This window comes from Alphaproteobacteria bacterium, assembly GCA_040220875.1.
GTDB lineage: Bacteria > Pseudomonadota > Alphaproteobacteria > JAVJVX01 > JAVJVX01 > JAVJVX01.
Genome location: JAVJVX010000005.1, coordinates 342,145 through 368,162, shown reverse-complemented (window position 1 = coordinate 368,162; position 26,018 = coordinate 342,145). Strand labels below are relative to the sequence as shown.

General features: G+C 65.3%; 25 protein-coding genes. 9 read left to right on the top strand and 16 right to left on the bottom strand.

The features are described from left to right. The first annotated feature begins 354 nt into the window (after nucleotides 1-354). Together RLQ26_04010 and RLQ26_04005 are read left to right on the top strand one after the other, a co-directional pair. Nucleotides 355-846, top strand: coding sequence for a hypothetical protein (locus RLQ26_04010; GenBank protein ID MEQ9087886.1), 492 nt, complete (start codon nucleotides 355-357; stop codon nucleotides 844-846). After that, entirely contained in the window at nucleotides 843-1,640 is a 798-nt protein-coding gene (locus RLQ26_04005; GenBank protein ID MEQ9087885.1) for a DUF1828 domain-containing protein, read from the top strand. The genes RLQ26_04010 and RLQ26_04005 overlap by 4 nt, the downstream gene beginning before the upstream one ends. Nucleotides 1,641-1,862: 222 nt before the next feature. Here RLQ26_04005 and RLQ26_04000 read toward each other — a convergent pair whose 3' ends face one another. Then, the gene (locus RLQ26_04000) at nucleotides 1,863-2,777 is read right to left on the bottom strand and encodes an IS1595 family transposase (GenBank protein MEQ9087884.1); all 915 of its coding nucleotides are present in this window, start codon (nucleotides 2,775-2,777) and stop codon (nucleotides 1,863-1,865) included. Between the two features lie 167 nt (nucleotides 2,778-2,944). On the opposite strand from RLQ26_04000, the gene RLQ26_03995 reads away from it, so the two are divergent. Then, the gene (locus RLQ26_03995; GenBank protein ID MEQ9087883.1) at nucleotides 2,945-3,202 is read left to right on the top strand and encodes a hypothetical protein; all 258 of its coding nucleotides are present in this window, start codon (nucleotides 2,945-2,947) and stop codon (nucleotides 3,200-3,202) included. A gap of 54 nt (nucleotides 3,203-3,256) precedes the next feature. Here RLQ26_03995 and RLQ26_03990 read toward each other — a convergent pair whose 3' ends face one another. From RLQ26_03990 to RLQ26_03955, 8 genes are all read right to left on the bottom strand, one after another. Beyond that, entirely contained in the window at nucleotides 3,257-3,748 is a 492-nt protein-coding gene (locus tag RLQ26_03990) for a F0F1 ATP synthase subunit B (GenBank protein ID MEQ9087882.1), read from the bottom strand. Next, on the bottom strand, nucleotides 3,748-4,239 hold the full coding sequence (locus RLQ26_03985; protein MEQ9087881.1) for a F0F1 ATP synthase subunit B': 492 nt from the start codon (nucleotides 4,237-4,239) through the stop codon (nucleotides 3,748-3,750). The genes RLQ26_03990 and RLQ26_03985 overlap by 1 nt, the downstream gene beginning before the upstream one ends. Nucleotides 4,240-4,303: 64 nt before the next feature. Further along, entirely contained in the window at nucleotides 4,304-4,528 is a 225-nt protein-coding gene (locus tag RLQ26_03980) for a F0F1 ATP synthase subunit C (GenBank protein ID MEQ9087880.1), read from the bottom strand. Between the two features lie 103 nt (nucleotides 4,529-4,631). Then, nucleotides 4,632-5,408 (bottom strand): F0F1 ATP synthase subunit A, encoded by a 777-nt coding sequence (locus tag RLQ26_03975; protein MEQ9087879.1) that lies wholly within the window; start codon nucleotides 5,406-5,408, stop codon nucleotides 4,632-4,634. Continuing rightward, on the bottom strand, nucleotides 5,341-5,763 hold the full coding sequence (locus RLQ26_03970; protein MEQ9087878.1) for an AtpZ/AtpI family protein: 423 nt from the start codon (nucleotides 5,761-5,763) through the stop codon (nucleotides 5,341-5,343). Before RLQ26_03970 ends, RLQ26_03975 begins: the two co-directional genes overlap by 68 nt. Before the next feature lie 143 nt (nucleotides 5,764-5,906). Then, the gene (smc, locus tag RLQ26_03965; GenBank protein MEQ9087877.1) at nucleotides 5,907-9,380 is read right to left on the bottom strand and encodes a chromosome segregation protein SMC; all 3,474 of its coding nucleotides are present in this window, start codon (nucleotides 9,378-9,380) and stop codon (nucleotides 5,907-5,909) included. Nucleotides 9,381-9,431: 51 nt separating this feature from the next. Beyond that, entirely contained in the window at nucleotides 9,432-10,124 is a 693-nt protein-coding gene (locus RLQ26_03960; protein ID MEQ9087876.1) for a DsbA family protein, read from the bottom strand. Nucleotides 10,125-10,318: 194 nt separating this feature from the next. Next, complete coding sequence (locus tag RLQ26_03955; GenBank protein MEQ9087875.1) at nucleotides 10,319-10,867, bottom strand: DciA family protein; 549 nt, start codon at nucleotides 10,865-10,867, stop codon at nucleotides 10,319-10,321. A gap of 132 nt (nucleotides 10,868-10,999) precedes the next feature. Between RLQ26_03955 and mutY the strand changes: the two genes are divergently transcribed. Next, the gene (gene mutY, locus RLQ26_03950) at nucleotides 11,000-12,106 is read left to right on the top strand and encodes an A/G-specific adenine glycosylase (GenBank protein ID MEQ9087874.1); all 1,107 of its coding nucleotides are present in this window, start codon (nucleotides 11,000-11,002) and stop codon (nucleotides 12,104-12,106) included. A 38-nt stretch (nucleotides 12,107-12,144) separates the two neighbouring features. Here the strand turns inward: mutY and RLQ26_03945 are convergent, their stop codons facing one another. The 4 genes from RLQ26_03945 to RLQ26_03930 all read right to left on the bottom strand — a co-directional run bounded on the left by RLQ26_03945 (nucleotide 12,145) and on the right by RLQ26_03930 (nucleotide 16,632). Then, nucleotides 12,145-13,293, bottom strand: a complete 1,149-nt coding sequence (locus RLQ26_03945) for a site-specific DNA-methyltransferase (protein MEQ9087873.1) — start codon at nucleotides 13,291-13,293, stop codon at nucleotides 12,145-12,147. A 120-nt stretch (nucleotides 13,294-13,413) separates the two neighbouring features. Beyond that, nucleotides 13,414-14,058 (bottom strand): ribonuclease HII, encoded by a 645-nt coding sequence (locus tag RLQ26_03940; GenBank protein MEQ9087872.1) that lies wholly within the window; start codon nucleotides 14,056-14,058, stop codon nucleotides 13,414-13,416. Further along, entirely contained in the window at nucleotides 14,058-15,428 is a 1,371-nt protein-coding gene (locus tag RLQ26_03935) for a cation:proton antiporter (protein MEQ9087871.1), read from the bottom strand. The genes RLQ26_03940 and RLQ26_03935 overlap by 1 nt, the downstream gene beginning before the upstream one ends. A gap of 76 nt (nucleotides 15,429-15,504) precedes the next feature. Further along, nucleotides 15,505-16,632 carry a PA0069 family radical SAM protein gene (locus RLQ26_03930; protein MEQ9087870.1) on the bottom strand — a complete coding sequence of 376 codons (1,128 nt, stop codon included), beginning with the start codon at nucleotides 16,630-16,632 and terminating at the stop codon, nucleotides 15,505-15,507. A 118-nt stretch (nucleotides 16,633-16,750) separates the two neighbouring features. Here RLQ26_03930 and RLQ26_03925 point away from each other — a divergent pair, with 118 nt between their 5' ends. Both RLQ26_03925 and RLQ26_03920 read left to right on the top strand, forming a co-directional pair. Then, entirely contained in the window at nucleotides 16,751-17,458 is a 708-nt protein-coding gene (locus RLQ26_03925) for a TIGR04283 family arsenosugar biosynthesis glycosyltransferase (GenBank protein MEQ9087869.1), read from the top strand. Beyond that, a complete protein-coding gene (locus tag RLQ26_03920) occupies nucleotides 17,458-18,105 on the top strand; it encodes a TIGR04282 family arsenosugar biosynthesis glycosyltransferase (GenBank protein ID MEQ9087868.1) in 648 nt (215 codons plus the stop codon). The genes RLQ26_03925 and RLQ26_03920 overlap by 1 nt, the downstream gene beginning before the upstream one ends. Nucleotides 18,106-18,117: 12 nt before the next feature. Here RLQ26_03920 and moaB read toward each other — a convergent pair whose 3' ends face one another. The 3 genes from moaB to RLQ26_03905 are packed head-to-tail and all read right to left on the bottom strand — an operon-like array spanning nucleotide 18,118 to nucleotide 21,345. Then, the gene (gene moaB, locus RLQ26_03915; protein ID MEQ9087867.1) at nucleotides 18,118-18,648 is read right to left on the bottom strand and encodes a molybdenum cofactor biosynthesis protein B; all 531 of its coding nucleotides are present in this window, start codon (nucleotides 18,646-18,648) and stop codon (nucleotides 18,118-18,120) included. A gap of 10 nt (nucleotides 18,649-18,658) precedes the next feature. Beyond that, nucleotides 18,659-20,515 (bottom strand): lytic transglycosylase domain-containing protein, encoded by a 1,857-nt coding sequence (locus RLQ26_03910; GenBank protein MEQ9087866.1) that lies wholly within the window; start codon nucleotides 20,513-20,515, stop codon nucleotides 18,659-18,661. After that, the gene (locus RLQ26_03905; protein MEQ9087865.1) at nucleotides 20,512-21,345 is read right to left on the bottom strand and encodes a uracil-DNA glycosylase; all 834 of its coding nucleotides are present in this window, start codon (nucleotides 21,343-21,345) and stop codon (nucleotides 20,512-20,514) included. The genes RLQ26_03910 and RLQ26_03905 overlap by 4 nt, the downstream gene beginning before the upstream one ends. Before the next feature lie 237 nt (nucleotides 21,346-21,582). On the opposite strand from RLQ26_03905, the gene RLQ26_03900 reads away from it, so the two are divergent. The 3 genes from RLQ26_03900 to RLQ26_03890 all read left to right on the top strand — a co-directional run bounded on the left by RLQ26_03900 (nucleotide 21,583) and on the right by RLQ26_03890 (nucleotide 26,013). Beyond that, nucleotides 21,583-23,202: an electron transfer flavoprotein-ubiquinone oxidoreductase gene (locus tag RLQ26_03900; GenBank protein ID MEQ9087864.1), complete on the top strand. Its 1,620-nt coding sequence runs from the start codon at nucleotides 21,583-21,585 to the stop codon at nucleotides 23,200-23,202. Nucleotides 23,203-23,374: 172 nt separating this feature from the next. Next, nucleotides 23,375-25,105 carry a tetratricopeptide repeat protein gene (locus tag RLQ26_03895; protein MEQ9087863.1) on the top strand — a complete coding sequence of 577 codons (1,731 nt, stop codon included), beginning with the start codon at nucleotides 23,375-23,377 and terminating at the stop codon, nucleotides 25,103-25,105. Continuing rightward, nucleotides 25,102-26,013 (top strand): 4-(cytidine 5'-diphospho)-2-C-methyl-D-erythritol kinase, encoded by a 912-nt coding sequence (locus RLQ26_03890; protein MEQ9087862.1) that lies wholly within the window; start codon nucleotides 25,102-25,104, stop codon nucleotides 26,011-26,013. The genes RLQ26_03895 and RLQ26_03890 overlap by 4 nt, the downstream gene beginning before the upstream one ends. The last annotated feature ends 5 nt before the right edge of the window (nucleotides 26,014-26,018 follow it).

The window sequence follows — 26,018 nt, the reverse complement described above, 5'->3', positions numbered from 1 at the left end:
CGCACGGGCCTCAGAATGTACGAGAAAAAGTTAATCTTCCTTTTGGATATACTCGGATTCCGAAAATTAATTATGTCAGATCCGACTATCCAAGAACTTGAGCGTGTTCGCGGCATACTGGAAGAATGGAGCTATAATACACAGAGTTCCAGAACAGACTTCCAGATGACGGTTCTATCTGATGCCTTTATCGTTTCAACGAACTCGACTGTTGCATCCCTTGCCAATGGGCTGTTTTCCACTCAAGGACTCTGGTGGGCTTATTTAAGTAAATTACAACTGCCACTTCGAGGCGTTATTCACGTAGGAGAAATATGGGGAATTATATACTTGACGTAGCGGATAGCCCGTTACATGCTCGCGACCGTGAACCCGCGGGAACTGATACGACAGCCGAAGTGGACGGCGAACGCGCCTAAGGACTGGGCTCAAGGGCCAGTCGGGCGGCGGTATTTCCCTATTTTTAAGGGGCAATTGGGTATTAACCCGCAATGGATATGGCGGGCTGTGGCGCTTGATTCGGAGGACTACGAGTTCCGCCTTCTCGTCCAAATGCGGCAGGACAAGCCGAACTACAAGGCGTGGTTAGCCGTTAAGACCACGGAAGGTTGGGCGATGGTGGCCCGGTTGGAATCGCACTCCCATGCGGGCTTGCATTGCCATGCGGAGTGCGGCCCCGGAGGGGGCTTAACGGTGGGCGAGATTGAACCAGCGGATATGCTATCCTTCCCCTACTGGAAAAGCGCGCACCGGCGACCGCACGTTTTGCGCGGCAAGAAGGAGTGGTGGGAGCTGGCTCTGAAGTTTTTCAGGGCGCATGCGGCGGCTCGTGGGGACTTGCTGTGAACCTAGAACATGACCTCTGCGAATATTTCTGCGACGGGATACAGATATCTGAGGTTCCCGCTGGGTTTGCTGTGTCTACTGCGTTTGAGGACAAAATAGGCGACCGCATTGCCTTCTACATTGTGCGAGATGAGCAGACCGGCCTTTACCGCTTGGAAGATGATGGCTCACTAGTGCCAGAACTCTTGGCAATGGGCACGAAGGTCACAGAGGGTCAGCGAGGGCGAGTGTTCGCCACAATTCTTGGACAATCGCGCGTTACCTATGACGAGGACACCGGAGAACTCAAATCCCCCTTGATGCAATCTCAGGAGTTACCGCAAGCAGCACTCGGATTTGTATCGATGATGATGCGCGTGAGCGCACTATCAGCCATGAATCCGGAGATTGTGCGAAACACTTTCCGCGATGATGCAATCATTCGCATTACCCAAGAGTTAGGGGATCGCGTTCAAATCCTCACAGAGCAAGCGGTCAGCCCCTCCTTGGGAGAATTTATTCCGGACGTGTTGCTTTCCGCTCCAGGGAAAATGCCTGTAGCGGTGTTCATAGCCGTCTCTGATGCGCGCCTATACGAGGCTATTTTTCTACGCATGGCTGCTGACCACGAAACCAAAGAGTTATGCTCTGTAGTGGCCCTTCTCGACCGTGACAACTCACGCCTCGTAACGGGAAAAATGCGCCAGCGTGCGCTAAACCGTTTAGATGCCACGCCAGTATTTTATGGTGCGGAATCCGAAGCTATCGCGCGTATCGCGAAGGAAATTCCAACCCTTCGAACGAGCCTACAATGACCAACAAGGGCGCCTCAAAGCCTGAACTTCCCGAATCAGAGATTATCAAGAGGCGGGACGAGGGTTTGAGAAACTTGCTAAAAACGCCGCCCAAGCCCCACGCTGAGGTGGTAGGGAAAGCCGGGCGGAAAGGCAGGAAGCCCAAGAAAGAAACCCCGGCCAAGTGACCGGGGCTCTTGCTATCGCTTATTACGCCAGCGAATGAATGCCTTAGCTTGCTGCTTAGGCGTTCGCGGTTTCGTCAGTCCTCCGATACGTCAGTCGCTTGCCCTGAATGCCGTATAGGGCCTTTGCAGCGCGTTCGGCGTCGGTGATCTTGCGCTCGTTGTAGCGGAAATCGAACTCGCCAAGGTAACGCTTTAGGTGCTGCTGGCTGACGTGCTGGTAGGTGCCGTTGATGCCACGCTTGAGGATGGAGAAATAGCCCTCAATCGTGTTGGTATGCCAGAACACACCACGGACATATTCATCAATCGAATGGTTGACGGAACCGTGTCCGGCAAACTCCTTGCCGATGCCCTTGTAGTGCATTGCCTCGTCGGTCATTAGGTAACTCTTGCGGTCAACCTGTGTGAAAATAGCAGGGCGAAGGTTCTTGTGGTTTACGGCAGGAAGGTGAGTAGAGCGCACCTTGCCGTCACGTTCTAACAGAGAGAACACCGCTTCCTTCTTGGGAATAGGCTTGCCACGCTTTGCGTTCTTGGCCTTGCCGCCGACAAAAGTTTCGTCAGCCTCAACAACCTTGTTCTCTCCACCCATGGGGCCGGGGCTGAACTCACGCATGGCCTCGCGGATACGGTGCGCCATGAACCAAGCAGTCTTGTAGGTCACGCCGAGCATACGGTGCAGTTGGTGAGCGCTCATGCCCTTCTTGGATGAGGCTATGAGGTGAAAGCCGAGCACCCACTTGTGCAGGGGGATCTTGGAGCGCTCAAGCACCGTTCCGACCGTGACTGTGAAAGCGCCACGGCAGGAATTGCACTGATGGAGGCCCGGACGGTGGGACTTGCCCGCCAGCTTCTTGATGTTCTCGTATTCGCCGCAATGGGGGCAGGTCGGCCCGTCGGGCCACAGGATGCCCTCAAGGTGTTTGCGGGCGGCGTTTTCGTCTTGGAAGATGGGGTTGGTCAGGTCCATGGCTTATCTCCTTGATAAACATGGTGCCTGATGGCCTATGCTACGTCAAGTATATAATGCCCGAAATATGGCACAGAGGGAACGTAGTTTTTGGACCTGGTTTAATTGAGGCGCATTGTCTCGAACAAAAGGTCGCAAAGTTTCCTAGAATTATCTTTTCGGAATCAGTGAACGAATTACTTCAAGAACTAAATAACAAAGAGTTTAAGTTCTATGAGAAGGACTATGATGGAAAATATTTCGTAAATGTCTTTTCGGAGCCACTTTGGAGAAGTGGTTATGAGAAACAAACCGGAATGGCGTTTGGGTCGAATCTTCAGTTATGCGAAAACGTCGTGAAAGGTCGGCAAAAGACTGAAGACCAAGGGATTGAAGAGAAGTGGTGCTGGCTTCAAGAGAAGTGGGCGCGTGCGGCGTCAGACTAACAAAAACCCCCGGTTCCGGCCGGGGGTTTCTGCTGGCGCCGATGTCTCTTTGCGCTAGTGCAACCGGGCGGGCAGATCCTCGATCGCCCGGTCGATCAGCGCCTCGGCCGAATCGCCTTTCATCTTTTCGCGGATCAGTTTTTCCGCTGCCTGGATGGCGATGGTAACGGCCGCGGTCTTCACCGCCGCCACGGCATCGGCTTCGGCCTTGGCGATCTTCTCCAGTGCCTGCTGGCGGCGGCGGGCCAGCGCGTTCTCGAGGTCCTTTGCGGCCGCGCTCTGAATGCGCTGGGCCTCCTCGGCCGCGTGGCCAAGGATGGCCTCCGCATCGCGCGCCGCGTCACGCTGCTTGCGCTGATGGTTGGCCAGCAGGTCCTGTGCCTCTTCGCGCAGCTTGGTCGCCTCGTCGATCTGGGTGCGAATCGTCTCGGCCCGCGCATCCAGCGCCCGGCCCACGACGGGCAGGAGTTTCCGCGCCAGCAGCCCGACCGTGATGACGAAGGCGACGCCGACCCAGAAACTCGAATCGTGAAGAAGCTGGTCCATCACCGGCTCTCCTTCAGGCTCGCGTCCACCGCCGCCCGGGCCGCGCCGTCGTCGGGCAGGGTCCCGGTCAGCCGTTCAGTCGCGGCCGCGGCGACGCCGGCGGCGATTGTTTCGATCTCGGCCAGTGCCGCTTTTTGCGCCTCCCCGATGCGGGCCTCGGCCGCCCGGCCCTCGCGGTCAAGCTCTTCCGAAAGGGTCCGGTGCTGCGCGTCGGCCTCTTTCTGCATCTTGTCCGCCGCCTTGGCCACGATCTCGCGTGCTTCCTCTCTCGCCTTGGCCATGCGGCGCTCAAACCGGGCAAGCGCCTCCTCGGCCTCGGCATTGAGCTGCGCGGCGCGCTCGAGATCGTTATCGACGTGCTTTTGGCGGATCTCGAGGATTTCGGCGATCTTGGGCAGGGCGAACCGGGCCATCAGCACATAAAGCGCGACGAAGGTCAGTCCCAGCCAAATGAGCTGCGAGGGATAGGTAGCGATATCGAGTTGCGGCATCGGGTGTCCTTCCGCGAAAGCCGGCCGGGAGCCGCCCGGCAGACGGCCCCCGCTGGAGTCCTGCTTACAGGAAGAGGATGAGGAACGCGATCAGAAGCGCATAAAGCGCCGTCGCCTCGACCAGCGCGAAGCCCAGCATGCTGAGCGGAAACACGTCGCCCCGCGAGGCGGGATTGCGCGACACCGAGCTGATGAGCGAGGAGAAGATACTGCCGATACCGGCACCGACGCCTCCCAGTCCGATAACGGCAAGACCGGCACCAATCATTTTTGCGGCATCAAGTTCCATGACGAATTATTCCCCAATTGTTTTCAACTGTGCTGTCCGACACTTTTGATCCGATAAAACGCTCCCTTTGGACGGAAAAGAGCGCAAGCGAGGTGACAAGTCCCTAATGCAGGTGGATAGCGTCATTCAGGTAAAGACACGTCAGAATGGCGAAGACATACGCCTGCAGGAAGGCGATCAGAAATTCGAAGGCCACCAGGGCCGAGGCCACGGCCAGGGGCGCCCAGCCGCCGATCACGCCCAGCGAGACGACGAAGCCGGCAAAGACCTTCAGCATGGTATGCCCGGCCATCATATTGGCGAACAGCCGGATGGAGAGGCTGATGGGGCGGGAGAGATAGGAGATGATCTCGATCGGGATCATCAGTGGCAGCAGCAGCACGGGCACGCCCTGTGGCACGAAAAACGACAGGAAATGGAACCCGTGGCGCGCCAGGCCGATCAGCGTAACGCCGATGAACACCAGCATGGCCAGCGCGAAGGTCACGATGATGTGGCTGGTGAAAGTGAAGGAGTAGGGGATCATCCCCAGCAGGTTGCCGAACAGGATGAAGGTGAAGATTGAGAAAATGATCGGGAAATATTTGCGCCCTTCCGAGCCCACGTTATCGCGCACCATCCCGGCGACGAACTCGTACAGAAGTTCCGCCATGGATTGCCAGCGGCCGGGGACCAGCGCGTGGCGCCGTGTCGCGGCCATCATCAGCAGGGTCACGCCCAGCACGGCGAGCACCATGAAAAGTGAGGAATTGGTGAAGGAGGCGTCCACGTCCCCCAGTTGAACCGGGATCAGCGGGGTGATTCTGAACTGGTCAAGGGGACTTGCAGCCACCGCTGTCTCCGTTCTCGTCGCCGGGGTCGCGGTCCCCGGGCCCGTCATTGTTTTCTGTTCCATCCCCGACCCGGTCCCGGGGATACCCCGCGGCCATGCCGAGATTGCGCACCGTCCGGTAGACGTTCACGAACCCGGCCGCGGCGCCGAGCACGAAAAACACCACGAGGAGCCAGGGGCCGGTGCCCAGCCAGCGGTCCAGCAGGACCCCGATAGCGACCCCGACGATCAACCCCGCGACCAGGTCCACCCCTACCCTGACGGCCATGCCAAGGCCCGTCATGGGCGGTCGGGACCCCTGGCCGCCGGTCCGGCTCCGATCTTCCCCCTGTCGCCGGGCGCGGGCGCGCGCGATGCGGCTACCGAGGTCGAGGAGAGACGGTGGAGGCTTCTTGTCCGTCATCGCAGGGCTCCCTGCCCCAGCCCGAAACGGTCTGGTTTCCACCGGTCCGGGCGGGCGCAAGATACGGGGCCAGCCCCCGTGAGGTCAAGCCGCAAAAGCCCCTGGATGCAGCGCGGCAAGTCCTTGATTTGAAATACGATATCCTAGGCCGACTCGCGGATTTTCTCGGCCTGGTGCAGGTTGACGGAGACCACCTGGCTGACCCCGCGTTCGGCCATCGTGACGCCGAACAGCCGGTCCATCCGGGCCATGGTCATGCGGTGGTGGGTGACGACGAGGAAACGGGTGTTCATGCTTTCCGAGAGTTCCTCGAGCAGGGAGCAGAACCGGTCGACATTGGCGTCGTCGAGCGGTGCATCGACCTCGTCCAGCACGCAGATCGGCGCGGGATTGGTCAGAAAGACGGCGAACAGCATGGCGAGGCCCGTCAGCGCCTGTTCGCCGCCGGACAGCAGCGACAGGGACTGCAGCTTCTTGCCCGGCGGGCTCGCAAAAATTTCCAGCCCCGCCTGGAGCGGATCATCCGATTCGACCAGCTTCATATAGGCCTTCCCGCCCCCGAACAGCCGGCCGAAGATTTTCTGGAAGTGCCCGTCCACCTGCTCGAAGGCGCGAAGCAGCCGTTCACGCCCCTCGCGATTGAGATTCTGGATGCCCTGGCGCAGCCGGGCGATCGCGTCCACGAGATCCGTGCGCTCCGTCTGCATCCCGGTCAGCCGTGCCTCGAGTTCCTCGGCCTCTTCCTCGGCCCGCAAATTGACCGCGCCGAGCCGTTCGCGCTCGCGCACCAGGCGTTCGAGCTTTTCCTCGACCTGGTCCATCTCGGGCAGCGCGTCTTCGGGGGTGATTTCGGCCACCTCGGCCACCTGGCCGGGGCTGGCATCGATCCGCTCGCGCATGCGCGTGGTGAGCGACTGGATCGCCTGCTCGCCCTGCTCCACCGCCGCCTCGCGCCGGATCCGGCCTTCCCGCGCATCGGCGAGCCGGCTTTCCGCCGCCCTGAGCGCCCGGTCGGCCGCCTGGAGCGCCTCTTCGGCCTCGGTCAGGCGGTCGGCGCTCTCCTGCCGCGTGGCGCGCGCGGTCTCGATCAGCCCGGCAAGCTCATCGCGCTTGGCGGCAATCCGTGCCGGTGCGTGAGCTAGTGTCTCGAGCTCCTTCTCCACCGCTTCCCGACGCGCCTCGAGTTGGCTGAGCTGATGTTCCGCATCGTCGCGCCGCTGGGTCCAGTTCGTGATCTCCCCGGCGATCCGCTGAAGTCGTTCGCGCCGCGTTTCGGCGCGCTGGGTGAACTGGTTCAGAATGGTCTGGCGTTCCATGTAGGCCGCCCGCCTCTCGCCCAATTCGGTGCGCCGGCGCGCTGCCTCGTCCCGCCTGGCGCCGAGATCGGGCAGCGCCGCCCGCGCCGCCTCCAGTTCGCGCACTTCCGCCTCAGCCGCCTCGCGTTCCGCCGTGAGATCGCGGATCGAGTCCTGCAGTGCGGACAGGCGCGAAGCCTGGCCCTCGTTTTTCTGGCGCAGGCTGGCGTTTCGCGACTGTGTGGCCTGGAGGGCGCCATAGGCATCGCGCAGTTGGTTCTGGGCCCGCGTGGCATCGCCCACGGCCGCCGCCGCCTTGCTGCGCGCGGCTTCAAACGCGTCCTGTGCGGTCTGGAGCCGCGCCTTAGCGTCGCCCACCTCCGCCCGCACGGATTCGAGCCGGCTGCGCTGCACGAGGCGCGTCGCCGCCGCGGTGGCCGAGCCCGGCGTGACGGTAAATCCGTCCCAGCGCCAGAGACCGCCGGCGCGGGTCACGAGGCGCTGGCCCTGGGCGAGAGTGCCTTGCAGGCGCCGTGCGGTCATCGAGTCCGCGACGACGCCGATCTGGGCCAGGCGGCGCTGAAGCGCCCCGGGGGCGTCGACATGGGCGGAAAGGGGGGTCGCCCCGGCTGGAAGGGCGGGGGCCGCGCCGGTGCCGTTTTCCCATTCCGACGTGTGCCAATGCACCGGTGCCTCGTCGCTCAGGGCGGCGATGAGATCGTCGCCGAAGGCCGCGCCCAGCGCGTCCTCGAAGCCGGCCTCGACCGAAAGGCTGTCGAGCACGCTCGGAAACTCCGACTGGTCGAACCCGTCGCTCAGCAGGTCGCCCAGCGCGTCCTCTTCGGCCGCGAGGCGCGTGTGGGCTTCCTGAGCGCGCTGCAACTCGTCGCGAATGCGGGCCTCCTCGACCTGTGCCGCACGCCAGGCGGCTTCCGCCTCATCCGCCCTGGCCTTGGCCGCCTCGACCGTTCCCTCGGCCTCCAGAAGCTCCCGGTCCGCCTGTTCAAGTCGCGCCAAATCGATCCCGGCGGCGCGCAGCTCGGCACCCTGTGCATCGAGGGTCTCGGCACGCTGGGCCAGGCGCTGAAGCCGCGCGGCCGCATCCTCCCGCTGCCGGGCGAGAGATGTGGCGCGGGCATCGGCGGCCGCAATTTCTTCCAAAAGATCGTTCAGCTTCGCTTCCGCATCCTCGACCCGGTTGACGGCTTCCCGGGCTTCCACCGCCGCCTTCTCCCGCGCGCCCGCCTCGTTCTCCTGTTCGAGCGAGATCGTCGTCTTTTCTTCCTCGAGCCCCGTCAGCGCGCGCGTCGCATCATTTTGGCGCGCGCTCTCGCGCTCGCGGTCGGCCGCGATCTGCGCCTGACGCTGGCTCGCATCCGCCTTGGCGGCCTCGACCCGGTTCTCTTCCTCGACGAGCTGGTCGAGCGCGACCGTCAGCCGGTGCAGTTCCGCCGCGGCCGCGGCTTCCTTCTGGCGCAAGTCAGGGAGTATGCCTGCCGCCTCCGCCTGGCGCGTTGCCTCCCCGGCCGCCGCCCGTGTCGCGTCGGCCACTTCGCTTTCGGCCGCGGCCAGTGACTCACGGGCCGAAGCCAGGCGTTCGGTTGCTTCCTGCCAGCGCAGGTAAAACAGCATCGCCTCTTGCTTTCGGATGTGACCGGCCAATCGGCGGTACCGCCCGGCCTGGCGGGCCTGACGCTTGAGGCCCTGGAGTTGGGTGTCCAGCGTCGCCATGACATCGTCGAGACGCTCGAGATTGCCCTCAGCCGCCTTGAGGCGGAGCTCCGCCTCGTGGCGACGGGAATGAAGTCCGGTAGTGCCGGCCGCTTCCTCGAGAAGGAGGCGGCGCTCGACCGGCTTGGCATTGACCAGGGCGCCGATACGGCCCTGGCTTACAAGTGCGGGGGACCGGGCGCCGGTGGCCACATCGGCAAACATGAGCTGCACGTCGCGCGCGCGCGCGTCATGCCCGTTGATCCGGTAGCTCGATCCCGCGCCGCGCTCGATCCGGCGCACGACCTCGATTTCGTCGGCACTGTTGAAGCTGGACGGTGCCGTGCGGTCGGCGTTGTCGAGCTGCAGGCTCACTTCCGCCAGATTGCGCGCCGGGCGGTTGTCGGTTCCGGCGAAGATCACATCGTCCATCTCGCCGCCGCGAATCTTCCTGGCCGAAGTCTCGCCCATCGCCCAGCGCAGCGCCTCGACCAGATTGGACTTGCCGCAGCCGTTGGGCCCCACGATGCCCGTCAGGCCTTTCTCGATCCAGACCTCGACGGGATCGACGAAGGATTTGAACCCGGTCATGCGGATTTTCGAGAACTGCACGCCTGTATTCCCCTTAGGCTGGCCCTGGCCGGGCTGAGGCCGATGAAGCCGTCAGCGGTTCAACTGGGATTCGACGACCTGGGCAAGGGCCTCGATCGACATGGTGCCTGTAAACTTTCGTCCGTTGAGCACGATGGTGGGCGTCCCCTGAATATCGAACGCCTGCTGCCCTTCCAGGCGGGTATTGATGATTTTTTCCTGAAGCGCCTCGTCGCTGAGGCAGGCGTCGATCCGGTCGTCGCTCAGCCCCGCGAGGCGCGCGCGCTGACGCAGCGCCGCTTCCGGATTGGGGACGAAGGCCCAGCGCTCCTGCTCGGCAAAGAGAAGCTTCACGAAACCGAAATACCGGCTCGGATCCACGCAATGGGAGAGCTGGGAAGCCTTGAGCGCGACGATATCGAGCGGGAAATCGCGGTAGATGATCCTGACCTTGCCCGTATCGACGAAGCGCTCGCGCAGGGCGGGCCAGACGTTGAGATGAAAATTGGCGCAATGGTGGCAGGTGAGCGAAGCGTATTCGATCATCGTCACGGGGGCGTCCGGGCTGCCCAGGGCATTTTCCAGCGTATCGCTGTCCTGCGCCTGCGCCCCTGCCGGCTTTTCCGCGTCCGTCGCCTGGGCCAATAGCGGGCCGCCGCCCGCCTGGGACGCTTCGCCCGATCCGTGCGTGAGGAGGGCCCCGGCCCCGATCAGGGTCGCGCCGAGAAAAAATCCTGCGATACGGTACAAATTGAGTTTTTTCATGTTCCTGACACTACATCTGGTGGGAGTATAGGCGGAGCCCCATCCAGGCATCAAGCGATGCCAACCCGGGAGCGCCGATTTTCTGTGGGTAAGTCAGTCCGTTAACCAGTCCAGCCGCCGGCCGACCGCCGGGATCGCTGCGGAAGAGCCTACACGGCAACCGGGGCAAAAAAAGGGCCGGTGGCAAGGGCCTCTCAACTCCCGGAGCCGTCCGGCCCGTCGCGATCAGGCTCGCGCCGCCCCGCGCCGCGCGCTTCCGCCCGGCCGAAAACCCGGATTCCGAGCCGCATCAGGGCGCTTTTGAGATCGCCATCGGCCAGGGGCGCCACCAGCGCCTCGACGGCGGCCCGCCCGGCCGGGCCCGCTTCGGGCGGCGCGGCCGCGGGTGTCGGGACGGGCCCGCCCACCGGCGCCTGGCGCAAGTGCAACCGGGCCACGGCGTTGAAGCCGTAATAAGTGTTCAGCCGATCGACGATTTCAGATTCCAGATGCTGGAACTCGGTCGCGAAGACCGGCTCGACCCGGACACGCAGCGTGCCGCCGGTGCGTTGCCTGGCCGGAAAGGAAAGTTTTTCGGGAAACGATTTCCGTGACAACTCGGGCCCGACGATGGCTGGCCAGTCAGTCACCACTTGCGCGTTGGCGAGCCCGCGTGCCTTGAGAGCGGGGGCGGTGACTTTCGCGACCAGTCCGGCAACGGCCCGGGGCCCCTTGGAATAACGGCGTGCGGTGGGGTCGGACATGGTCGGGCGGGCCTTTGTTGTCGTGCCAGGGATGCCGCCCTATCCTAGGTCTGCCCCCTGGGTGCGACAAGCGGCCACGAGACGGGCAGGGGGGTGGATGCGCCCCTGCCGGGCCTGAGGTATAAGCGCGTGATGACCGCATCCCCCTCCCAGACCGGTCCCGCGGGCAAGATCGACACGCGCCGCTTCGCCCGCAAGCTTCTCGCCTGGTACGACCGTCATGGCCGCGCGCTGCCTTGGCGGGTCGGGCCAGGCGAAAGAGCGGACGCCTACCGGGTCTGGATCAGCGAAATCATGCTGCAGCAGACCACCGTCGCCACGGTGGCGCCGTATTATGCCGAGTTTCTGCGCCGCTGGCCCGGCGTGCACGATCTTGCGGCGGCGCCCATCGACGATGTGCTGCATGCCTGGCAGGGGCTGGGCTATTACGCCCGGGCGCGTAACCTGCATCGCTGCGCCGGGGTCGTCAGCCGCGAGCTTGCCGGTCAATTCCCCGATACCGAAGACGCGCTTCGCCGCCTGCCGGGCATCGGCCCCTATACGGCGGCGGCCATCGCGGCCATTGTTTTCGACAGACCGGCCGCGGTGGTGGACGGCAATGTCGAACGCGTCGTGGTGCGGCTTCTGGCCGAGACGACGGCGCTGGCGCGCGTGAAGCCGCGCCTGCGCGAGACAGTCGCCGGGCTGACGCCTTCCCGCCGCCCGGGTGATTTCGCCCAGGCGATGATGGATCTCGGCGCCCTGGTCTGCGTGCCCAGAACGCCCGATTGCCGGTCCTGTCCTGTCCGGTCCTTCTGCCGTGCGGCGGAAACGGGCATTGCCGCGACCTTGCCGAGGCGCGAGGAAAAGGCGGCGCGGCCGAGGCGGCGGTCGGTCGCCTTCTTCATCACCCGGCCGGACGGCGCGTTTCTCCTTCGCCGGCGGGCGGAATCGGGACTTCTTGGCGGCATGATGGAAATTCCCTCGACTCCCTGGATCGAGGCGGCCGAGGGGGCGGGCACGGGCTGGCGCGCATGCGCCCCGGCACGCGCCCGCTGGCGGCATACGGGCAAGCGGATCGGGCATACGTTTACCCATTTCCATCTCGAAATCGAGATCGTCGCGGGCAGCGTCACGGCGGCGACGGCGCGCAGGCTTGCGGACCAGGGCGGCGTGTGGTGTCGCCCGGGCGAGGTGGGGCGTCACGCCCTGCCGACGGTGATGAAAAAAATCATCCGGGCGGCGCGGGATGACGACTGACCGGAGGAAAGCGCCCGCGGGCGACCAGGCGCTGGCGTTCAGGCGGCCTTCATACGCGCGCGGTAAATCTGGCGCAGCGCATCCAGGGGGACAAGCTGATCCTTGCGCCGGACATGCCAGAAGGTCCAGCCGTTGCAGCTTGGCGCGCGCTGGACATGGGCGCCCACCTTGTGGATGGAGCCGGTGATTTCGGCACCGACAACCGTGCCGTCAGCCTTGACCTTGGCGGCCTTTTCGCCGCGCGCGTCGACCAGGATTTCGCCTGGCCGGATATCGCCGCATTCAACCAGCGCACCAAAGGGGATGCGCGGCTCCGAACGCGGCTGCGGCGTCTGCATGAGGGCGACATCCACCGCGTCAGGCAGGCGCGCGATCCGGGCACGGGCAATCTCGGCGTATCTCTCCTCGCGCTCGAGACCGATAAAGGCGCGCCCCAGCTTCTTGGCCACTGCGCCCGTGGTGCCGCTGCCGAAAAACGGATCAAGAATCACATCCCCCACCTCGGTCGAGGCCAAAATCACCCGGTGAAGAAGGGATTCCGGCTTCTGGGTCGGGTGGGCCTTCTCGCCATCCACCTTGAGCCGCTCGCTGCCGCTGCAGATCGGCAGCGTCCAGTCGCTGCGCATCTGCACGTCGTCGTTGAGCGCTTTCATGGCCTGGTAATTGAACCGGTAGCGCGCATCCTGTGACCTGGCGCACCAGATCAGAGTCTCGTGCGCGTTGGTAAAGCGCCGGCCGCGAAAATTGGGCATCGGGTTGGTCTTGCGCCAGATGACGTCGTTCAGAATCCAGAACCCCAGATCCTGCAACTGCGCGCCGACGCGGAAAATGTTGTGATAGCTTCCGATGACCCAGAGCGCGCCGTCGTCCTTGAGGACGCGCCGCGCCGCGCCGAGCCAGCGCCGGGTGAACTCGTCATAGGCGGCGAAACTCTCGAACCGGTCCCATTCGTCGTCGACGGCATCGACTTTGGTGTTGTTGGGCCGGTGCAGTTCGCCCGCGAGCTGAAGGTTGTACGGGGGGTCGGCGAATACGGCGTCGACCGATTTTTCCGGCAGACTGTCCAGCAGGGCCACGCAATCGCCCGTCAGCACCTGATTGAGGGGCAGTGTCGGCCCGGATGCCCTGGCGGGGCGGCGAGCCGGGTTCGGTCGGGCGGTCGGTTTGCTGGCGCGGCGCTGAGGCATGGCGGGGAGAATGAGTCTCCCGAGTCACGCCGTCAATCTCTTTTGAATCAAGGGATTAGACCAATACCCTATATGGAATCATTGAGTCCATGGCCGCAAGATATTGTGGTGGCGCAGTCTTTACTTTGCGCCGCCCCGGATCTCCCGTACGGGGGCGAAGCTGGCACGGTGGTGGCGACAGGCGCCGTGGGCTTGCAGGGCGGATCGGTGTGCGGCTGTTCCGTAGCCCGCATTGTCGGCCCAGCCATATTGGGGATATCGACTGGCAAGACGGGTCATGGCCCGGTCGCGCACCACCTTCGCCACCACGGACGCGGCCGCGATGGAGAGACTCGTGCCGTCGCCCCTGATGACGGCCGTGGCCGGGATCGGCAGGGCCGGGCTGATATTGCCGTCGATCAGTGCATGGCGCGGCGCGTGATCGGCGAGCCGCATCAGCTGGTCGAGGGCGCGGTGCATGGCAAGCAGGCTGGCGTTGAGGATATTCAGGCGGTCGATTTCACCCGCGCTCGCAGCACCCAGTCCAATCCAGGCGAGACGGGGCAGGGCCGCGAAGATCCGGTGCCGGTCGGCCAGTACCATGAGCTTCGAATCCGTAAGCCCCTGGAGCTCGCCGGAAAGATGCGCCTCGGGCCGGAACATCACGGCGGCCGCGACGACCGGCCCCGCCAGTGGCCCGCGCCCTGCTTCGTCGAGCCCCGCCACCTGCCCGCCATGGGCGGATTCGAGATCGAAATGGGGACGCGGGAAATCGGCCTTCCGGATCACGGCCAGGAATCTCCCCCGTCGCGCCCCCCGCGCCGAGGTCCGGCATTTTCCCCGTCTTCTGTCGGCCGCCCGTCGGACCCGCGTCCGGACGTCCGGCGCCAGCCGGACAGTCGCGCGGCCTGGCCACGCAGGGCGCGCGCTCCGTCCATCAGCGGGTCGGCCAGATGGCCGAATACCACCCGCACGGTTTCCTGCCCGGAATTGATGCTCAGGACCACGAGGCGCATGACCCGCCGCGCGGTCGTCATCCAGATCGGGGTGATCATGAGCGACAATGCCGTGACCGAGACGATGAGCTTGGAATCGTCCGAGTCGAGGATGCCGGCGCCGAGCCCGATCTGGCCCAGGAGGAAAGAGAATTCGCCGATTTGCGCCATCAGGATGCCTGCGATCACGGCATGAGGCCAGGGCTCCTTGAGCATGTGCAGGATGCCGATATTCATCGCTGTCTTGAGCACGACCACGGCGGCCAGCACCAGAAATACGCGGCCGAAATTATCGACGATGAAGCCGAGGTCGATCAGCAGGCCGATCAAAAGGAAGAACACCATCATCAGCACCGCCTCGATGGGCTGCATCGTGACGTGCATGAGGCGTCGTTCGTTGCTGTTGCCGAGGATGAGGCCCGCGAGAAACGCGCCATAGGCGGCCGACAGCCCCAGCACGCCTGCCAGCGCGGCGAGGCCGAAGCAGAACATCAGGCCGCGCAGGGGCACCAGTTCGCGCCGGCGATGGTCGGTCGAGCTGAACGGCATTTTAACCGTGCGCCCCTGCCCGAGATACCACAGCAGCAGACCCAGCACCGCGATTCCGGAGACGAGGCGCAGCGCGTCCACCAGTTCGAACGTGCCACCCTTCATCGCGCCAACGGTCAGCACCATGGGGATGAAGGCGAGGTCCTGGGCGATCAGGATGCTGACGGTCAACTGGCCCACGGGTTGGCGCACGATATCCATCTGGGTCAGCATCCGCACCACGACGGCGGTACTCGACAGGGCGACGACGAAACCGAGCAGGATCGCGAATGGCCAGGACCAGCCAAAAAACAGGGCCAGGATCAGCATGGCTCCGACACTCGCGGCAATCTGCAGGAGGGCGGCCGTCACCGCCGTGCGCCACGACGTCTTGATGGTTTCAAGACTGAGTTCAAGTCCGATGACGAAAAGCAGCAGCAGCACGCCGAGTTCGGCCAGCAGTTCGATCCCCGCCCGGTCCTCGACGAGGCCGAGCACCGAGGGGCCGAGGATCACGCCCGCCAGGATGTAGCCGACGATGGGGGATTGCTTGAGACGCGTCATCGCGTAGCCCAGGAGGCTTGCCGCCAGGACGACGATAGCGAGACCGGTCAGATCGAAATGTGCAGACACCGCACGAGTCTATGGTGCCTTGCAGGACACGCCAAGCCACCACGACGTTCCCGGCAGATTTTTTCTCGCTGCCTCTTCAGAACAGATCGAGCTGCGCCGTGTCTTTCCGGGGCGGCCGAAAGCGCGTGCAATCGCTGTCGGGCATCGGCCGTGTCAGCCCGAAGCGCTGGCAGGCCGCCTTGTGCCGGGCGGCGATCAGTTGGGCATAGGGGCCTTCCCCTCTGAGGCGGCGCCCGAAAGCCGAATCGTTAAGCCCGCCCGCCCGCGTGTCGCGGATCAGGTTGAGTACTTTCTCACGTTTGAGCGGCGCGTGCGTCCGGAGCCATTCGTCGAAAAGCTCCTTTACCTCGTGAGGCAGGCGAAGCAGCGTATAGCTCGCACAATAGGCGCCGGCCTCTGCCGCCGCTTCGAGGAGCGCCTCGATTTCATGGTCGGTCACGGCCGGGATGATGGGGGCGGTCATGACGCCCGCGGGCACGCCCGCCTCGACCAGCCTGGAAACGGCGGCAAGCCGGCGGGACGGCGTCGCGGCGCGGGGCTCGAGCGTGCGGGCAAGGCCCCGGTCGAGCGTCGTGATCGAGACAAAAACCTGCACGAGCCGGCGCTCGGCCATGGATTTCAGCAGTTCGATGTCGCGCGTGACCAGGTCCGACTTGGTGACGATGGTGATGGGATGCTGGCACGCGGAGAGAAGTTCGATCAGGCCGCGTGTGATCCCGAGCCGACGTTCGACCGGCTGGTAGGGATCGGTATTGGCGCCAAAGGCGATCGGCGCCGGCACGTAGCCGGGCTTCGCCAGTTCGGCGCGCAGCCGGGCCACGCCGTCCATCTTGGCGAAAAGCCGGGTTTCGAAATCCAGTCCCGGCGACAGGCCGAGATACGCGTGGCTTGGGCGCGCATAGCAGTAGATGCAGCCATGCTCGCAGCCGCGATACGGGTTGATCGAGCGATCGAAGGGAATATCGGGTGAGTTGTTGCGCGCGATCACGCGCCGCGCCTGGTCGGGCAGGACCGTGGTGCGCAGCGGCCCGGACGCAGCCTCTTCCGGCACCTCCGAGCCCGCTTGCTCCCAGCCATCGGCCACCGCCTCGCGCGTATGGGGCTCAAACCGGCCGGGCGCGTTGCTCGCAGCACCCCGTCCCTTCCTGGCCTGGCCGCGGGTCAGCCGGTGGGGCGTGGCATCATAGGCGGGGCGATCGACCATCTAAAAATCTTGCGCCGAGAATGAGAACAATTCAAGAACATACATCCCGGCGGCCGGCGCGGGACGATTCCGGGTTTTATGGGGTTTCCGGGGCCGTCGGCTCGGCTAAAACGGGGCCATGACGCTTTCCGTGATCCTCCCCTGCCTTGGGGGCGCCGCCGATCTGCCGGCCTGCCTTCGCGCGCTCGGGGCCGCCGATGGTGCGCCGATTGGCGAAATCATCGTCGCCGATGGCGGCTCCAGCGACGATAGTGCGGGAGTGGCGCGCCGGGCGGGGGCACGCGTGATCGAGCTTGGCGAGCCCGGCCGGGGCCGGCAGTTGCGCCTGGGCGCCGCCGCGGCCGAGGGGGAATGGCTTCTCTTTCTGCATGTCGATACCGTCCTCGACCCTTCCTGGCGCGCGGCCGCGTGGCAGTTCATGGCGGACGCCGAAAATCACCGCCGCGTCGGCGCCTTCACTCTCGCTTTTGACGACGACACGCCCGGTGCTCGGCGTGTGGCCCGGCTTGCCAACTGGCGCAGCCGGTGGCTGGCGCTCCCCTACGGTGATCAGGGGCTGCTGATCTCGCGCGACCTGTATCGAGATGTCGGCGGGTATCGCGACCTCGGTCTGATGGAAGACGTGGATTTCATCCGCCGGCTTCGCCGGCTGGCGCGACTGGAAGGTGTCCACCGGCCCGTCCGTCTCCTGCCTGCCCGGGCCGTCACGTCGGCCCGGCGCTATCGCCGCAACGGCTATTTCCGCCGGCCGCTCAGAAACCTCTCCCTTCTCGCCCTCTATTTTGCGGGCGTCCCGCCCTGCCGGCTCGAGAGGCTCTATCGCTGATGGCCCGGCGCACCCGCATCCCTCGCGTCATCCTCATGGTCAAGGCTCCGCGCGTGGGTCAGGTCAAGAAGCGTCTCGGCCGCGAGGTCGGGGCGGTCGACGCCTGGCGCATTTATCGTCTGCTTCTGCGACAGACCATCGCCCGGCTCGGTCGCGACCGGCGCTGGCACCTCTGGATCGCGCTCAGCCCGGATTCGGCCCGCACGCGCAGCTTTCGTCTCGCCGGCGCGATCCGCCCCAAGGGCGTGCTGCGCCAGGGGCAGGGTGATCTGGGCCGGCGCATGGGCCGGACGTTTCTGGGCGGACCTGCCGGCCCCGCGGTCATGGTCGGGGGCGATATTCCCGATCTCGGCCCGCAACACATACGCCGCGCCTTGCGGCTCCTGGCGCGCCATGACGCGGTGCTGGGGCCGGCCGGCGATGGCGGCTACTGGCTTGTGGGATTTCGCCAGCCGCGGCGCGCGGTCCTGGATCACAAATGCTTCGAGGGGGTGCGCTGGTCGACCAGTCACACCTCTGCCGATACGGCGCGAAATCTTGCCCGGCTCGCCGTCGGATACGCGCCGGCGCTGGATGATCTCGATAACGGGGCGGATTGGCGGCGTTGGCGCCGGCGGCGGGAAAGACGCCAGCCCGGGTCCGCCTGATGGCGGGCGGGTTCAGGTTTCCTTCAGTCGGGGCATGAGCTCGACGAAGTTGCAGGGGCGGAACCGCGAATCGAGCTGATGGCTGAGGATTCCGTCCCAGCCGTCCTTGCACGCCCCGGGTGATCCCGGCAACGCGAAGAGATAGGTGCCGCCCGCAACGCCGGCGATGGCGCGGGACTGGATCGTGGACGTGCCGATTTTCTCGTAGCTGAGCCAGCGGAAAAGTTCGCCAAATCCGGCGATTTCCTTTTCGATCACATCGCCGAAGGCTTCGGGGGTGACGTCGCGCCCCGTCAGGCCCGTGCCTCCGGTCGAAATCACCGCGTCGATCTCGGGATCCGCGATCCAGCTCCGCAACTGCGCCGCTATCCGCGCGCGGTCGTCGGGGAGAATCTTCCGTGCCGCCAGACGGTGACCCGCCGCCGTCAGCCGGGCGGCCAGGATATCTCCGGAGGTGTCGGTTTCCGTCGTGCGCGAATCGGAGACAGTCAGAAGCGCGATCTGGACCGGCAGGAATTCGCGGCTTTCGTCGATGCCGGGCATGGTGATGCTGTCAGTCGCTCAGTTTGGCCAGTTCTTCATCCTGCGGACGGTAGACCGGCCAGCCGCCATTGGCCAGCGCGGCGAGGGAGGGGGCGTCCTGACCGAGGCGGGCACGGTAGATCCATAAATTCGTCAGCACGCGCTCGATGAAGTCACGTGTTTCGGGCGCGGGGATGCTCTCGATGAAGAGGAGAGGATCATCGGCGTAATCCGTCTCGCGCATCCATTTGCGCAGATTGCCGCTGCCCCCGTTATAGGCCGCGGCCATGAGAAACAGATTGCCACTGATATCGTCACTGGCGAGCAGGCGCTGCAGATATTTCTGCCCGAGGGACAGGTTGAGTGCGGGCTCGTACAAATCGTTGCGCCGGCTGTAACGGTAGGCGCGGGTGCCGCTGATCGAACTCGCGGTCGCCGGCATGAGCTGCATCAGGCCGCGCGCGCCGGCGTGACTTTTGGCGTAGGCGTTGAAACGGGATTCCTGGCGCGTCACCGCATAGATGAGGGCGCGGTCGACCTTGTAGCCGTCTTCGGGATGCCAGACCGGGAGCGGGTAAAGTGCGGCATCGAGGTAATCCTCTCCCTCCGCCACCTTGGTGCCGCCGATGCGCATGGCGAGCCCGGCCAGGTTGAGGTCGAGCGCGAGGACAAGCACCTGGTCCTGCTGCGTGCGTGAGAGGCTCGGGAATACGATGCGCAATTCCCGTTCCGACTGGTTCTGCTGATCGATCTCCGCCAGCGCCACCGCGCGCGCCACCGCCGGGACCTCGAGGAGCGCCGCGCGCGCCGCCGCCGGTATCGCCGGCGCCGACCAGTCGAAAGTCGCATCCAGCCCGAGCATGTAGCGGCAAAGAATGCCGTAGAAGGTCCGGTTGTGCCCCGCACCCGCGACCAGCAGTTCCTGCACTTTTTGCGGCCTGCCGTCGGCCAGATAGGCCCGCGCCGCCCAGAAGGCGCCAGCGGCCTGCTGCCAGCTTCCGGCGCGTTCCGCCCGGGCCAGCCCCTCGAAGGCACTGGCCGCCAGTTCGATCTGGCCGAGCCGCCAGGCCGCCAGCCCGGCCGTCCAATAGGCCGAGGGGACCTTGTCCCCGGACCGGGCAGCACTCCGCCGCGACAGGTCGAGCGCGAGATGGTCCTTGCCGGCCACGAAATACGCGCCCGCGATCGCGGCCTGTACCTCATCGAAGGCGGTAGGCGTATAGAGCTTTGCGCCTTGTTCGGGATCGTACAGGCGGTCCTTGGATATGGTGATGCGAAAGCGGCGCAGATCGTTATGAATTTGCGCGGTCAGGCGACGCGCGGCGGGAGAAGACTCCCCCGCCTGCCAATGGGCGACGCGTCCGCGCCAGGCGCCGGGGAAGCTTTCGCTTGCATAGCGCCCGGTCCAGAGCCGAGCTTCGGGCGGCTTCGGCGCGCCGGCGTCCGCCGGTTGGCGACGGCGAGCCAGGCGGTAGATTCGATGCGCGTCAGGAAGGTCGGCCCAGGCGGCCATCCAGTCACGCAACTCATGGAATTTGGAACGATATTTGGTCGGATGCAGATAACGCTGCGAGAGCACGTAGCCCATGAGGCGCCGGTCGCCGAGTGTCTCGATCAGCCGGCTCGCCGCACCCCAGTCGCCCGATTTCTGCGCCTCGAAGATGCGCCGATAGGTCTCGCGATCGCCCGCATTCAGAACGGCCGGCCAGCCGCGGAACAGGGTCTCGCGATCGGCCGCCGCCTGTTCCGCGCCCGGCGTGCCCGCGCTGCCAATACTCGTTTCGTCAGCGGCGGCGACGGTCGCCAGGCTGGCGAGGCAGATGGGCAGGATCGCCATGATCCGCAGGCTTATTGCCCGGCGCATTGCCCGGCTCATTGCCCGGCTCATGAGAGGGCCTCCAGACGTTTGCCGATTTCGAGAAGGTCGCGCCACGCTTCGCGCTTGGCCGAGGGCGTGCGCAAGAGATAGGCCGGATGAAAGATCGGCATGGCCGGGACCGGCGCCGGCAAGTGCGCGGTCTGGATCTCCGCCCATTTTCCCCGAAGCCGCATGATGCCGGTCCGCGTGCCGAGGAGAGCCTTGGCCGCAGTACCGCCCGCCAGGACCACGAGGCGCGGCGCGGCGAGTTCGATATGACGTTCGATGAAGGGCAGGCAGGTGGTGATCTCGGCCGAGGTCGGCTGGCGGTTGCCGGGCGGCCGCCAGGGCAGCACATTCGAGATATAGGCGCTTTTCCGGTCCAGGCCGATGCTGGCAAGCATCCGGTCAAGAAGCTGGCCGGCCGCGCCCACGAACGGCAATCCCTTGCGGTCTTCTTCCGCGCCCGGCGCCTCTCCGATAATCATGATCGGTGCCTCGGGGTTGCCGTCGGCGAAAACCGTGTGGCTCGCGGTATCCTTGAGGGCGCAGCCGTCAAACGCCTCGATCACGGCCCGAAGCTCCGCCAGGCTGGTTGCCGCCGCCGCCTCGTGTCGTGCCGATTGGGCCAGCCGGTTATCGGTCGCGAGCGGCGCCGGATCGGGGCCCGGGCGCTCGGCTCTCCTGGCCGGGCCCGCCGGGCGCTCGGCGGCCGGTGCCGCGACCGGCCGGGACGCCGTGCGGGCGGCCTTCTGTTGCCGGGTCAGGGCGTAGCTGTCGACAGGCGTGTCGGCGACGCAGACATCCGCGCCCGCCTCGACCTGCCAGGCCAGCGCATCCAGCAATGCCTGACGATCCATACTCTCCCTACCCCGCGCTGTTCCCGCTTCCGCCGAGCGCCGGGGCGCGTGGCCACCGGTCCCGCTCCGTGGGCGGTTTGGTTAACACCCCCGGATTGTGGCGCCACTATATTTAATGCCGGGTAAAAAGTCAGGCTATCGCCGGGGTTGGCTTTTGCGCGGCCCGATGCCACAAAATCCCGGGAAACAGCGGAAAGGAGGGTCGGGGTGAGTGAACAGCCGGATGGCCGTGAGGCGATGGAGTTTGATGTCGTGATCGTGGGGGCCGGGCCCGCAGGGCTGGCGGCCGCGATCCGGCTGCGCCAGCTTTCCGCCGAAACCGGACGCGAGGTGTCGGTCTGCGTTCTGGAAAAAGGGTCCGAAGTCGGGGCGCATATCCTGTCGGGGGCGGTAATGGACCCGGTCGCGCTGACGGAGCTGGTGCCGGACTGGCGCGAGAAGGGGGCGCCCCTGAACACGCCGGCAAGCAAGGACAGGTTGCTGTTCCTCACCCGGCGCCACGCCGCATGGCTCCCGGTGCTGGGGCCGATCCGCAATCATGGCAATTACATCATCAGCCTGGGCAATCTGGCGCGCTGGATGGCGGCGGAGGCGGAAGCGCTGGGGGCCGAGATCTACCCCGGCTTTGCCGCCGCCGAAGTGCTTTACGACGAGACGGGCCGCGTGGCCGGTGTCGCGACGGGCGATATGGGTCTTGGCAGGGACGGCCGGCGCAAACCCGGTTTCGAGCGCGGAGTCGAATTGCGCGGGCGTCACACGTTGTTCGCCGAAGGCTGTCGCGGCTCGCTGACCAAGGGGCTGATGGCGAAGTTCGGCCTCGAAAATGAAAGCGATCCCCAGACCTACGCCATCGGCCTCAAGGAATTGTGGGAAGTCGACCCGGCCCGTCACCGTCCCGGCCTCGTGACCCACACCGTCGGTTGGCCGCTCGACTGGCGAACCTATGGTGGCGGTTTCGTCTATCACCTCGAGGACAACCTTGTCTCCGTGGGCCTCGTCGTCGGACTCGATTACGAAAATCCGACTCTCAGCCCTTTCGAAGAGTTTCAGCGTTTGAAGACGCATCCCGCCATCCGTCCCGTGCTGGCCGGTGGACGGCGCCTGGCCTACGGGGCCCGGGCCCTCAACGAAGGGGGGTTCCAGTCGATCCCGACACTGGATTTCCCGGGCGGCGCGCTGATCGGCTGTGCGGCCGGCTTCATGAACGTCCCCCGCATCAAGGGCTCGCACACGGCGATCAAGTCGGGGATGCTGGCGGCCGAGGCAACCTTTGCCACCCTCGCGCCGGCGGACGGGGCCGAAGCCGGTTCGCCGGAGTACGAGTCCCGGCTGCGGCGGTCGTGGGTCGGTCGCGAACTCGAGAAGGTGCGCAACATTCGCCCCGCCTTCGGTTGGGGACTTCTGGCCGGGCTGGCCTACAGCGCGCTGGACAGCCTGGTGCTGCGCGGCCGTGCGCCCTGGACGCTGCACAAGCGAAAAAGAGACCACCGGCATCTGAAGCCGCGCGACAAGACGCGGACGATTACCTACCCCAAACCCGACGGAACACTCACTTTTGACAGGCTGTCATCGGTCTATATCTCGAACACAAATCACGAGGAAGATCAGCCGGGTCATCTGGTTCTGGGAGACGCGCAAAAGGCGATCGACGTCAATCTCGACATATATGGCTCGCCGGAAAGCCGGTATTGCCCGGCCGGGGTCTATGAGATCGTCGAGGAGGGGGGGGTGTCCCGGCTCCAGATCAATGCGCAGAACTGCATTCACTGCAAAACCTGCGACATCAAGGACCCGGAGCAGAACATCACCTGGGTCGTTCCCGAAGGGGGCGGCGGCCCCAACTATCCCAATATGTAACTATCGGGAAAGACATCTGGAATTAACTCATGCCCGGCCGGGTGATTGAAACTTGCCCCGGTCTGGGCGATGCTTCGGAAATCATCCCCTGACGGGTCGTGCGCCGATGGAAAACCGGGCCTCATCTCACGATAGTCGCGGTTGCGGGCGCCGCCCGCCCGCGCGTCTGGCGGTGCTCGTCCCGTTGCTTCTGTTCCTGGTGTTACCGGCCGGCGCGCCGGCCGCCTGGGCCAAGCCCGGACCGGCAAGTGACTTCGACAGCAAGCTCGCTGCCAATTACCTCGCCGGCCTGCACGCTGAGCACACCCAGGACTACGCCTCGGCGAGCGAATTTTTCGCCCGCGTCTTTGCGGCCGATCCCGATAATCGCGAACTGGGCGATCGCAGCCTGATGCTGCATGTCAGCGCCGGCCATTTCGATCGTGCCCTCGATGCGGCGCAACGCCTGCGCGCCCTCGACCACAGCCACGCCCTGGCCAACATGTTCCTCGCCATGAACGCGGCCCGAGGCGGGCATTTCACCGACGCGGTGCGTTTCCTCGAGGAAATTCCCGTCAAGGGGCTCGATCGTTACACCCGCCCCCTTTTCATGGCCTGGGCCCAAGTGGGGCAGGGGAAACCCGATCTGGCGATCAAGACCCTGGCGCGGCTCTCTCATTCGCGGGCGTTCGCGCTCTTCGACGATCTCCATGCCGGGTTCATCCACGATCTCGAAGGCAACGCGGCGGCGGCGGAAAACCGCTATCGCGCCGCCTACGGCGCCAGTCCCGAGCCGTCCCTGCGGCTGGCGGCGGCACTCGCCTCCTTCTATGCCCGCCAGGGAAGGATCGTGGAAGCGCGCGAAATCTACCGGGAATTTCAGGATACGCGCGAGGGCTCGGCGCTGGTCGCGTCTCTGACGGGCGATTTGGACGAGGGTCGGGCGATGCCACCCATGGTCGGCGCGCCGGCGGAAGGACTGGCCGAGGCGGCGCTCAACTTCGCGCATGCGCTGGAAAGCGAGAATGCGAATACCCTGGCGCTGCTTTATGTGCGGTTCGCCCTTTTTCTCAAGCCCGAGTTTCCGGAGGCGAAGCTGCTTGTCGGCGATATTCTGCGTGACCAGGGGCGCTATGAGGATGCCGTCCGCCTTTACGGCGAGGTTTCAACCCTCAGCCCCTATGGCCGGGAGGCGCGTATCCGCAAGGCCGAGGCCCTGCACCGGCTGGGCCGGAGCAAGGATGCGGCGAAACTCCTGCGGCAACTCATCGATGAGCGGGCCGATTACCTGGCGGCGCTGACGACGCTGGGAGATATCCTCCGCGATTCCGAAAAATTCGATGAGGCCGTCGCGGTCTATGACAAGGCTGTAGCCGCCGTGCAACCGGTGGAAAAGCATCACTGGGGTCTTCTCTATGCCCGCGGCATCGCGCTCGAACGGGCGAAGGAATGGCGGCGGGCGGAGACCGATTTCCTGCGTGCGCTGGAGCTCGAGCCCGACCAGCCGTTCATTCTGAATTATCTTGCCTATTCCTGGGTCGAGCAGGGCATCAATCTGCCGCGCGCGCGTTCCATGATCGAACGCGCCGTCCGCCGCCGGCCCAATGACGGGTATATCGTCGACAGCCTGGGCTGGGTTCTCTACCACCTCGGCGATTACGAGCGCGCCGCGGAAAGTCTCGAGCGGGCGGCCGAGCTCGTGCCGCATGATTCGACGATCAATGACCATTTGGGGGACGCCTATTGGCGGGTCGGTCGCCGGCTGGAAGCAAGATTCCAGTGGTCGCGGGCGCTTCTCTTCGACCCGACCGAAGAGCTTCTCGCCAGCATCACGCGCAAGCTCGAGCACGGCCTCACGGACCCGGCCCGGTCCGAGGCGCATTCCAATTCCGCCGCGGGTGCCGGCGAAAGTGCGGTGCCGTGACGCGGCTTATCGCGGCCGCCCCGGCAAAGATAAACCTTTTCCTTCACGTCACCGGCCGGCGCGAGGATGGCTATCATCTTCTCGACAGCCTGATCGTCTTTGCCGGGATCTCGGACGAGGTATCGGCCGCACCGGCCGGCACCCTGATCCTTGATGAGGTGACGGGACCGTTCGGCGGGCTTGTCGGGCCGGCGCAGGACAATCTTGTGCTGCGCGCGGCCGAGGGTCTGGCCCGACTGACCGGCCGGAGCCCTCCGCCCGGCGCCGCTCTCCGGCTTTACAAGACCCTGCCGGCGGCGGCCGGCATTGGCGGCGGGTCGGCCGATGCGGCGGCGACCTTGCGTCTTCTTTGCGCCTTGTGGGGCCTCACGCCGCGAGGGGATGACCTCGAGTCACTGGCCCGTCGGCTGGGTGCCGACGTGCCGGTCTGTCTGGCCGGGCAGGCCGCGCGGGCGAGCGGGATCGGCGACGAGTTGGCACCGGTCGGGGATTTGCCGCCCCTATGGCTGGTTCTGGTCAACCCCGGTGTGGCGGTGCCGACACCAGCGGTATTCGCTCGCCGGCAGGGTGCGTTCACCGAGCCGGCGCTCGCCGCCGCCGCCGTCGCGGGCGGGCGGGATCGCGCCGCGTTCATCGCGGCACTTCGCGAGACGCGGAACGATCTGCTGGCGCCGGCGCTTGAACTGGCGCCCGAGATCGGTGACGTGTTGGCGGCGATCCAGGCCAGCGAGGGGTGTTTGCTGGCGCGCATGTCGGGCAGCGGGGCCACGTGTTTCGGGCTTTTCGGAACGGCTGAAGAGGCGGCGGCGGCGGCCGGGTCCATCGGCCGCGATGCGCCGGCCTGGTGGGTCGCGGCCGGCCCGATGATCAGTGATATCGCGGCCGAATTGCCCCTGCGGCGAGACTGAGTTGC

What these genes read in the sequence shown, in the direction of transcription:
- RLQ26_03945 (MEQ9087873.1), bottom strand. Translation starts at nt 13,293, where the DNA reads ATGCCTCAGCGCCGCGCCAGCAAACCGACCGCCCGACCGAACCCGGCT.
- RLQ26_03925 (MEQ9087869.1), top strand. Translation starts at nt 16,751, where the DNA reads ATGACGCTTTCCGTGATCCTCCCCTGCCTTGGGGGCGCCGCCGATCTG.
- RLQ26_03960 (MEQ9087876.1), bottom strand. Translation starts at nt 10,124, where the DNA reads ATGAAAAAACTCAATTTGTACCGTATCGCAGGATTTTTTCTCGGCGCG.
- RLQ26_03905 (MEQ9087865.1), bottom strand. Translation starts at nt 21,345, where the DNA reads ATGGATCGTCAGGCATTGCTGGATGCGCTGGCCTGGCAGGTCGAGGCG.
- RLQ26_03920 (MEQ9087868.1), top strand. Translation starts at nt 17,458, where the DNA reads ATGGCCCGGCGCACCCGCATCCCTCGCGTCATCCTCATGGTCAAGGCT.
- RLQ26_03900 (MEQ9087864.1), top strand. Translation starts at nt 21,583, where the DNA reads ATGGAGTTTGATGTCGTGATCGTGGGGGCCGGGCCCGCAGGGCTGGCG.
- mutY (MEQ9087874.1), top strand. Translation starts at nt 11,000, where the DNA reads ATGACCGCATCCCCCTCCCAGACCGGTCCCGCGGGCAAGATCGACACG.
- RLQ26_03985 (MEQ9087881.1), bottom strand. Translation starts at nt 4,239, where the DNA reads ATGCCGCAACTCGATATCGCTACCTATCCCTCGCAGCTCATTTGGCTG.
- RLQ26_04010 (MEQ9087886.1), top strand. Translation starts at nt 355, where the DNA reads ATGCTCGCGACCGTGAACCCGCGGGAACTGATACGACAGCCGAAGTGG.
- RLQ26_04000 (MEQ9087884.1), bottom strand. Translation starts at nt 2,777, where the DNA reads ATGGACCTGACCAACCCCATCTTCCAAGACGAAAACGCCGCCCGCAAA.
- RLQ26_03975 (MEQ9087879.1), bottom strand. Translation starts at nt 5,408, where the DNA reads ATGACGGGCCCGGGGACCGCGACCCCGGCGACGAGAACGGAGACAGCG.
- RLQ26_03980 (MEQ9087880.1), bottom strand. Translation starts at nt 4,528, where the DNA reads ATGGAACTTGATGCCGCAAAAATGATTGGTGCCGGTCTTGCCGTTATC.
- RLQ26_03910 (MEQ9087866.1), bottom strand. Translation starts at nt 20,515, where the DNA reads ATGAGCCGGGCAATGAGCCGGGCAATGCGCCGGGCAATAAGCCTGCGG.
- moaB (MEQ9087867.1), bottom strand. Translation starts at nt 18,648, where the DNA reads ATGCCCGGCATCGACGAAAGCCGCGAATTCCTGCCGGTCCAGATCGCG.
- RLQ26_03990 (MEQ9087882.1), bottom strand. Translation starts at nt 3,748, where the DNA reads ATGGACCAGCTTCTTCACGATTCGAGTTTCTGGGTCGGCGTCGCCTTC.
- RLQ26_03970 (MEQ9087878.1), bottom strand. Translation starts at nt 5,763, where the DNA reads ATGACGGACAAGAAGCCTCCACCGTCTCTCCTCGACCTCGGTAGCCGC.
- RLQ26_03955 (MEQ9087875.1), bottom strand. Translation starts at nt 10,867, where the DNA reads ATGTCCGACCCCACCGCACGCCGTTATTCCAAGGGGCCCCGGGCCGTT.
- RLQ26_03930 (MEQ9087870.1), bottom strand. Translation starts at nt 16,632, where the DNA reads ATGGTCGATCGCCCCGCCTATGATGCCACGCCCCACCGGCTGACCCGC.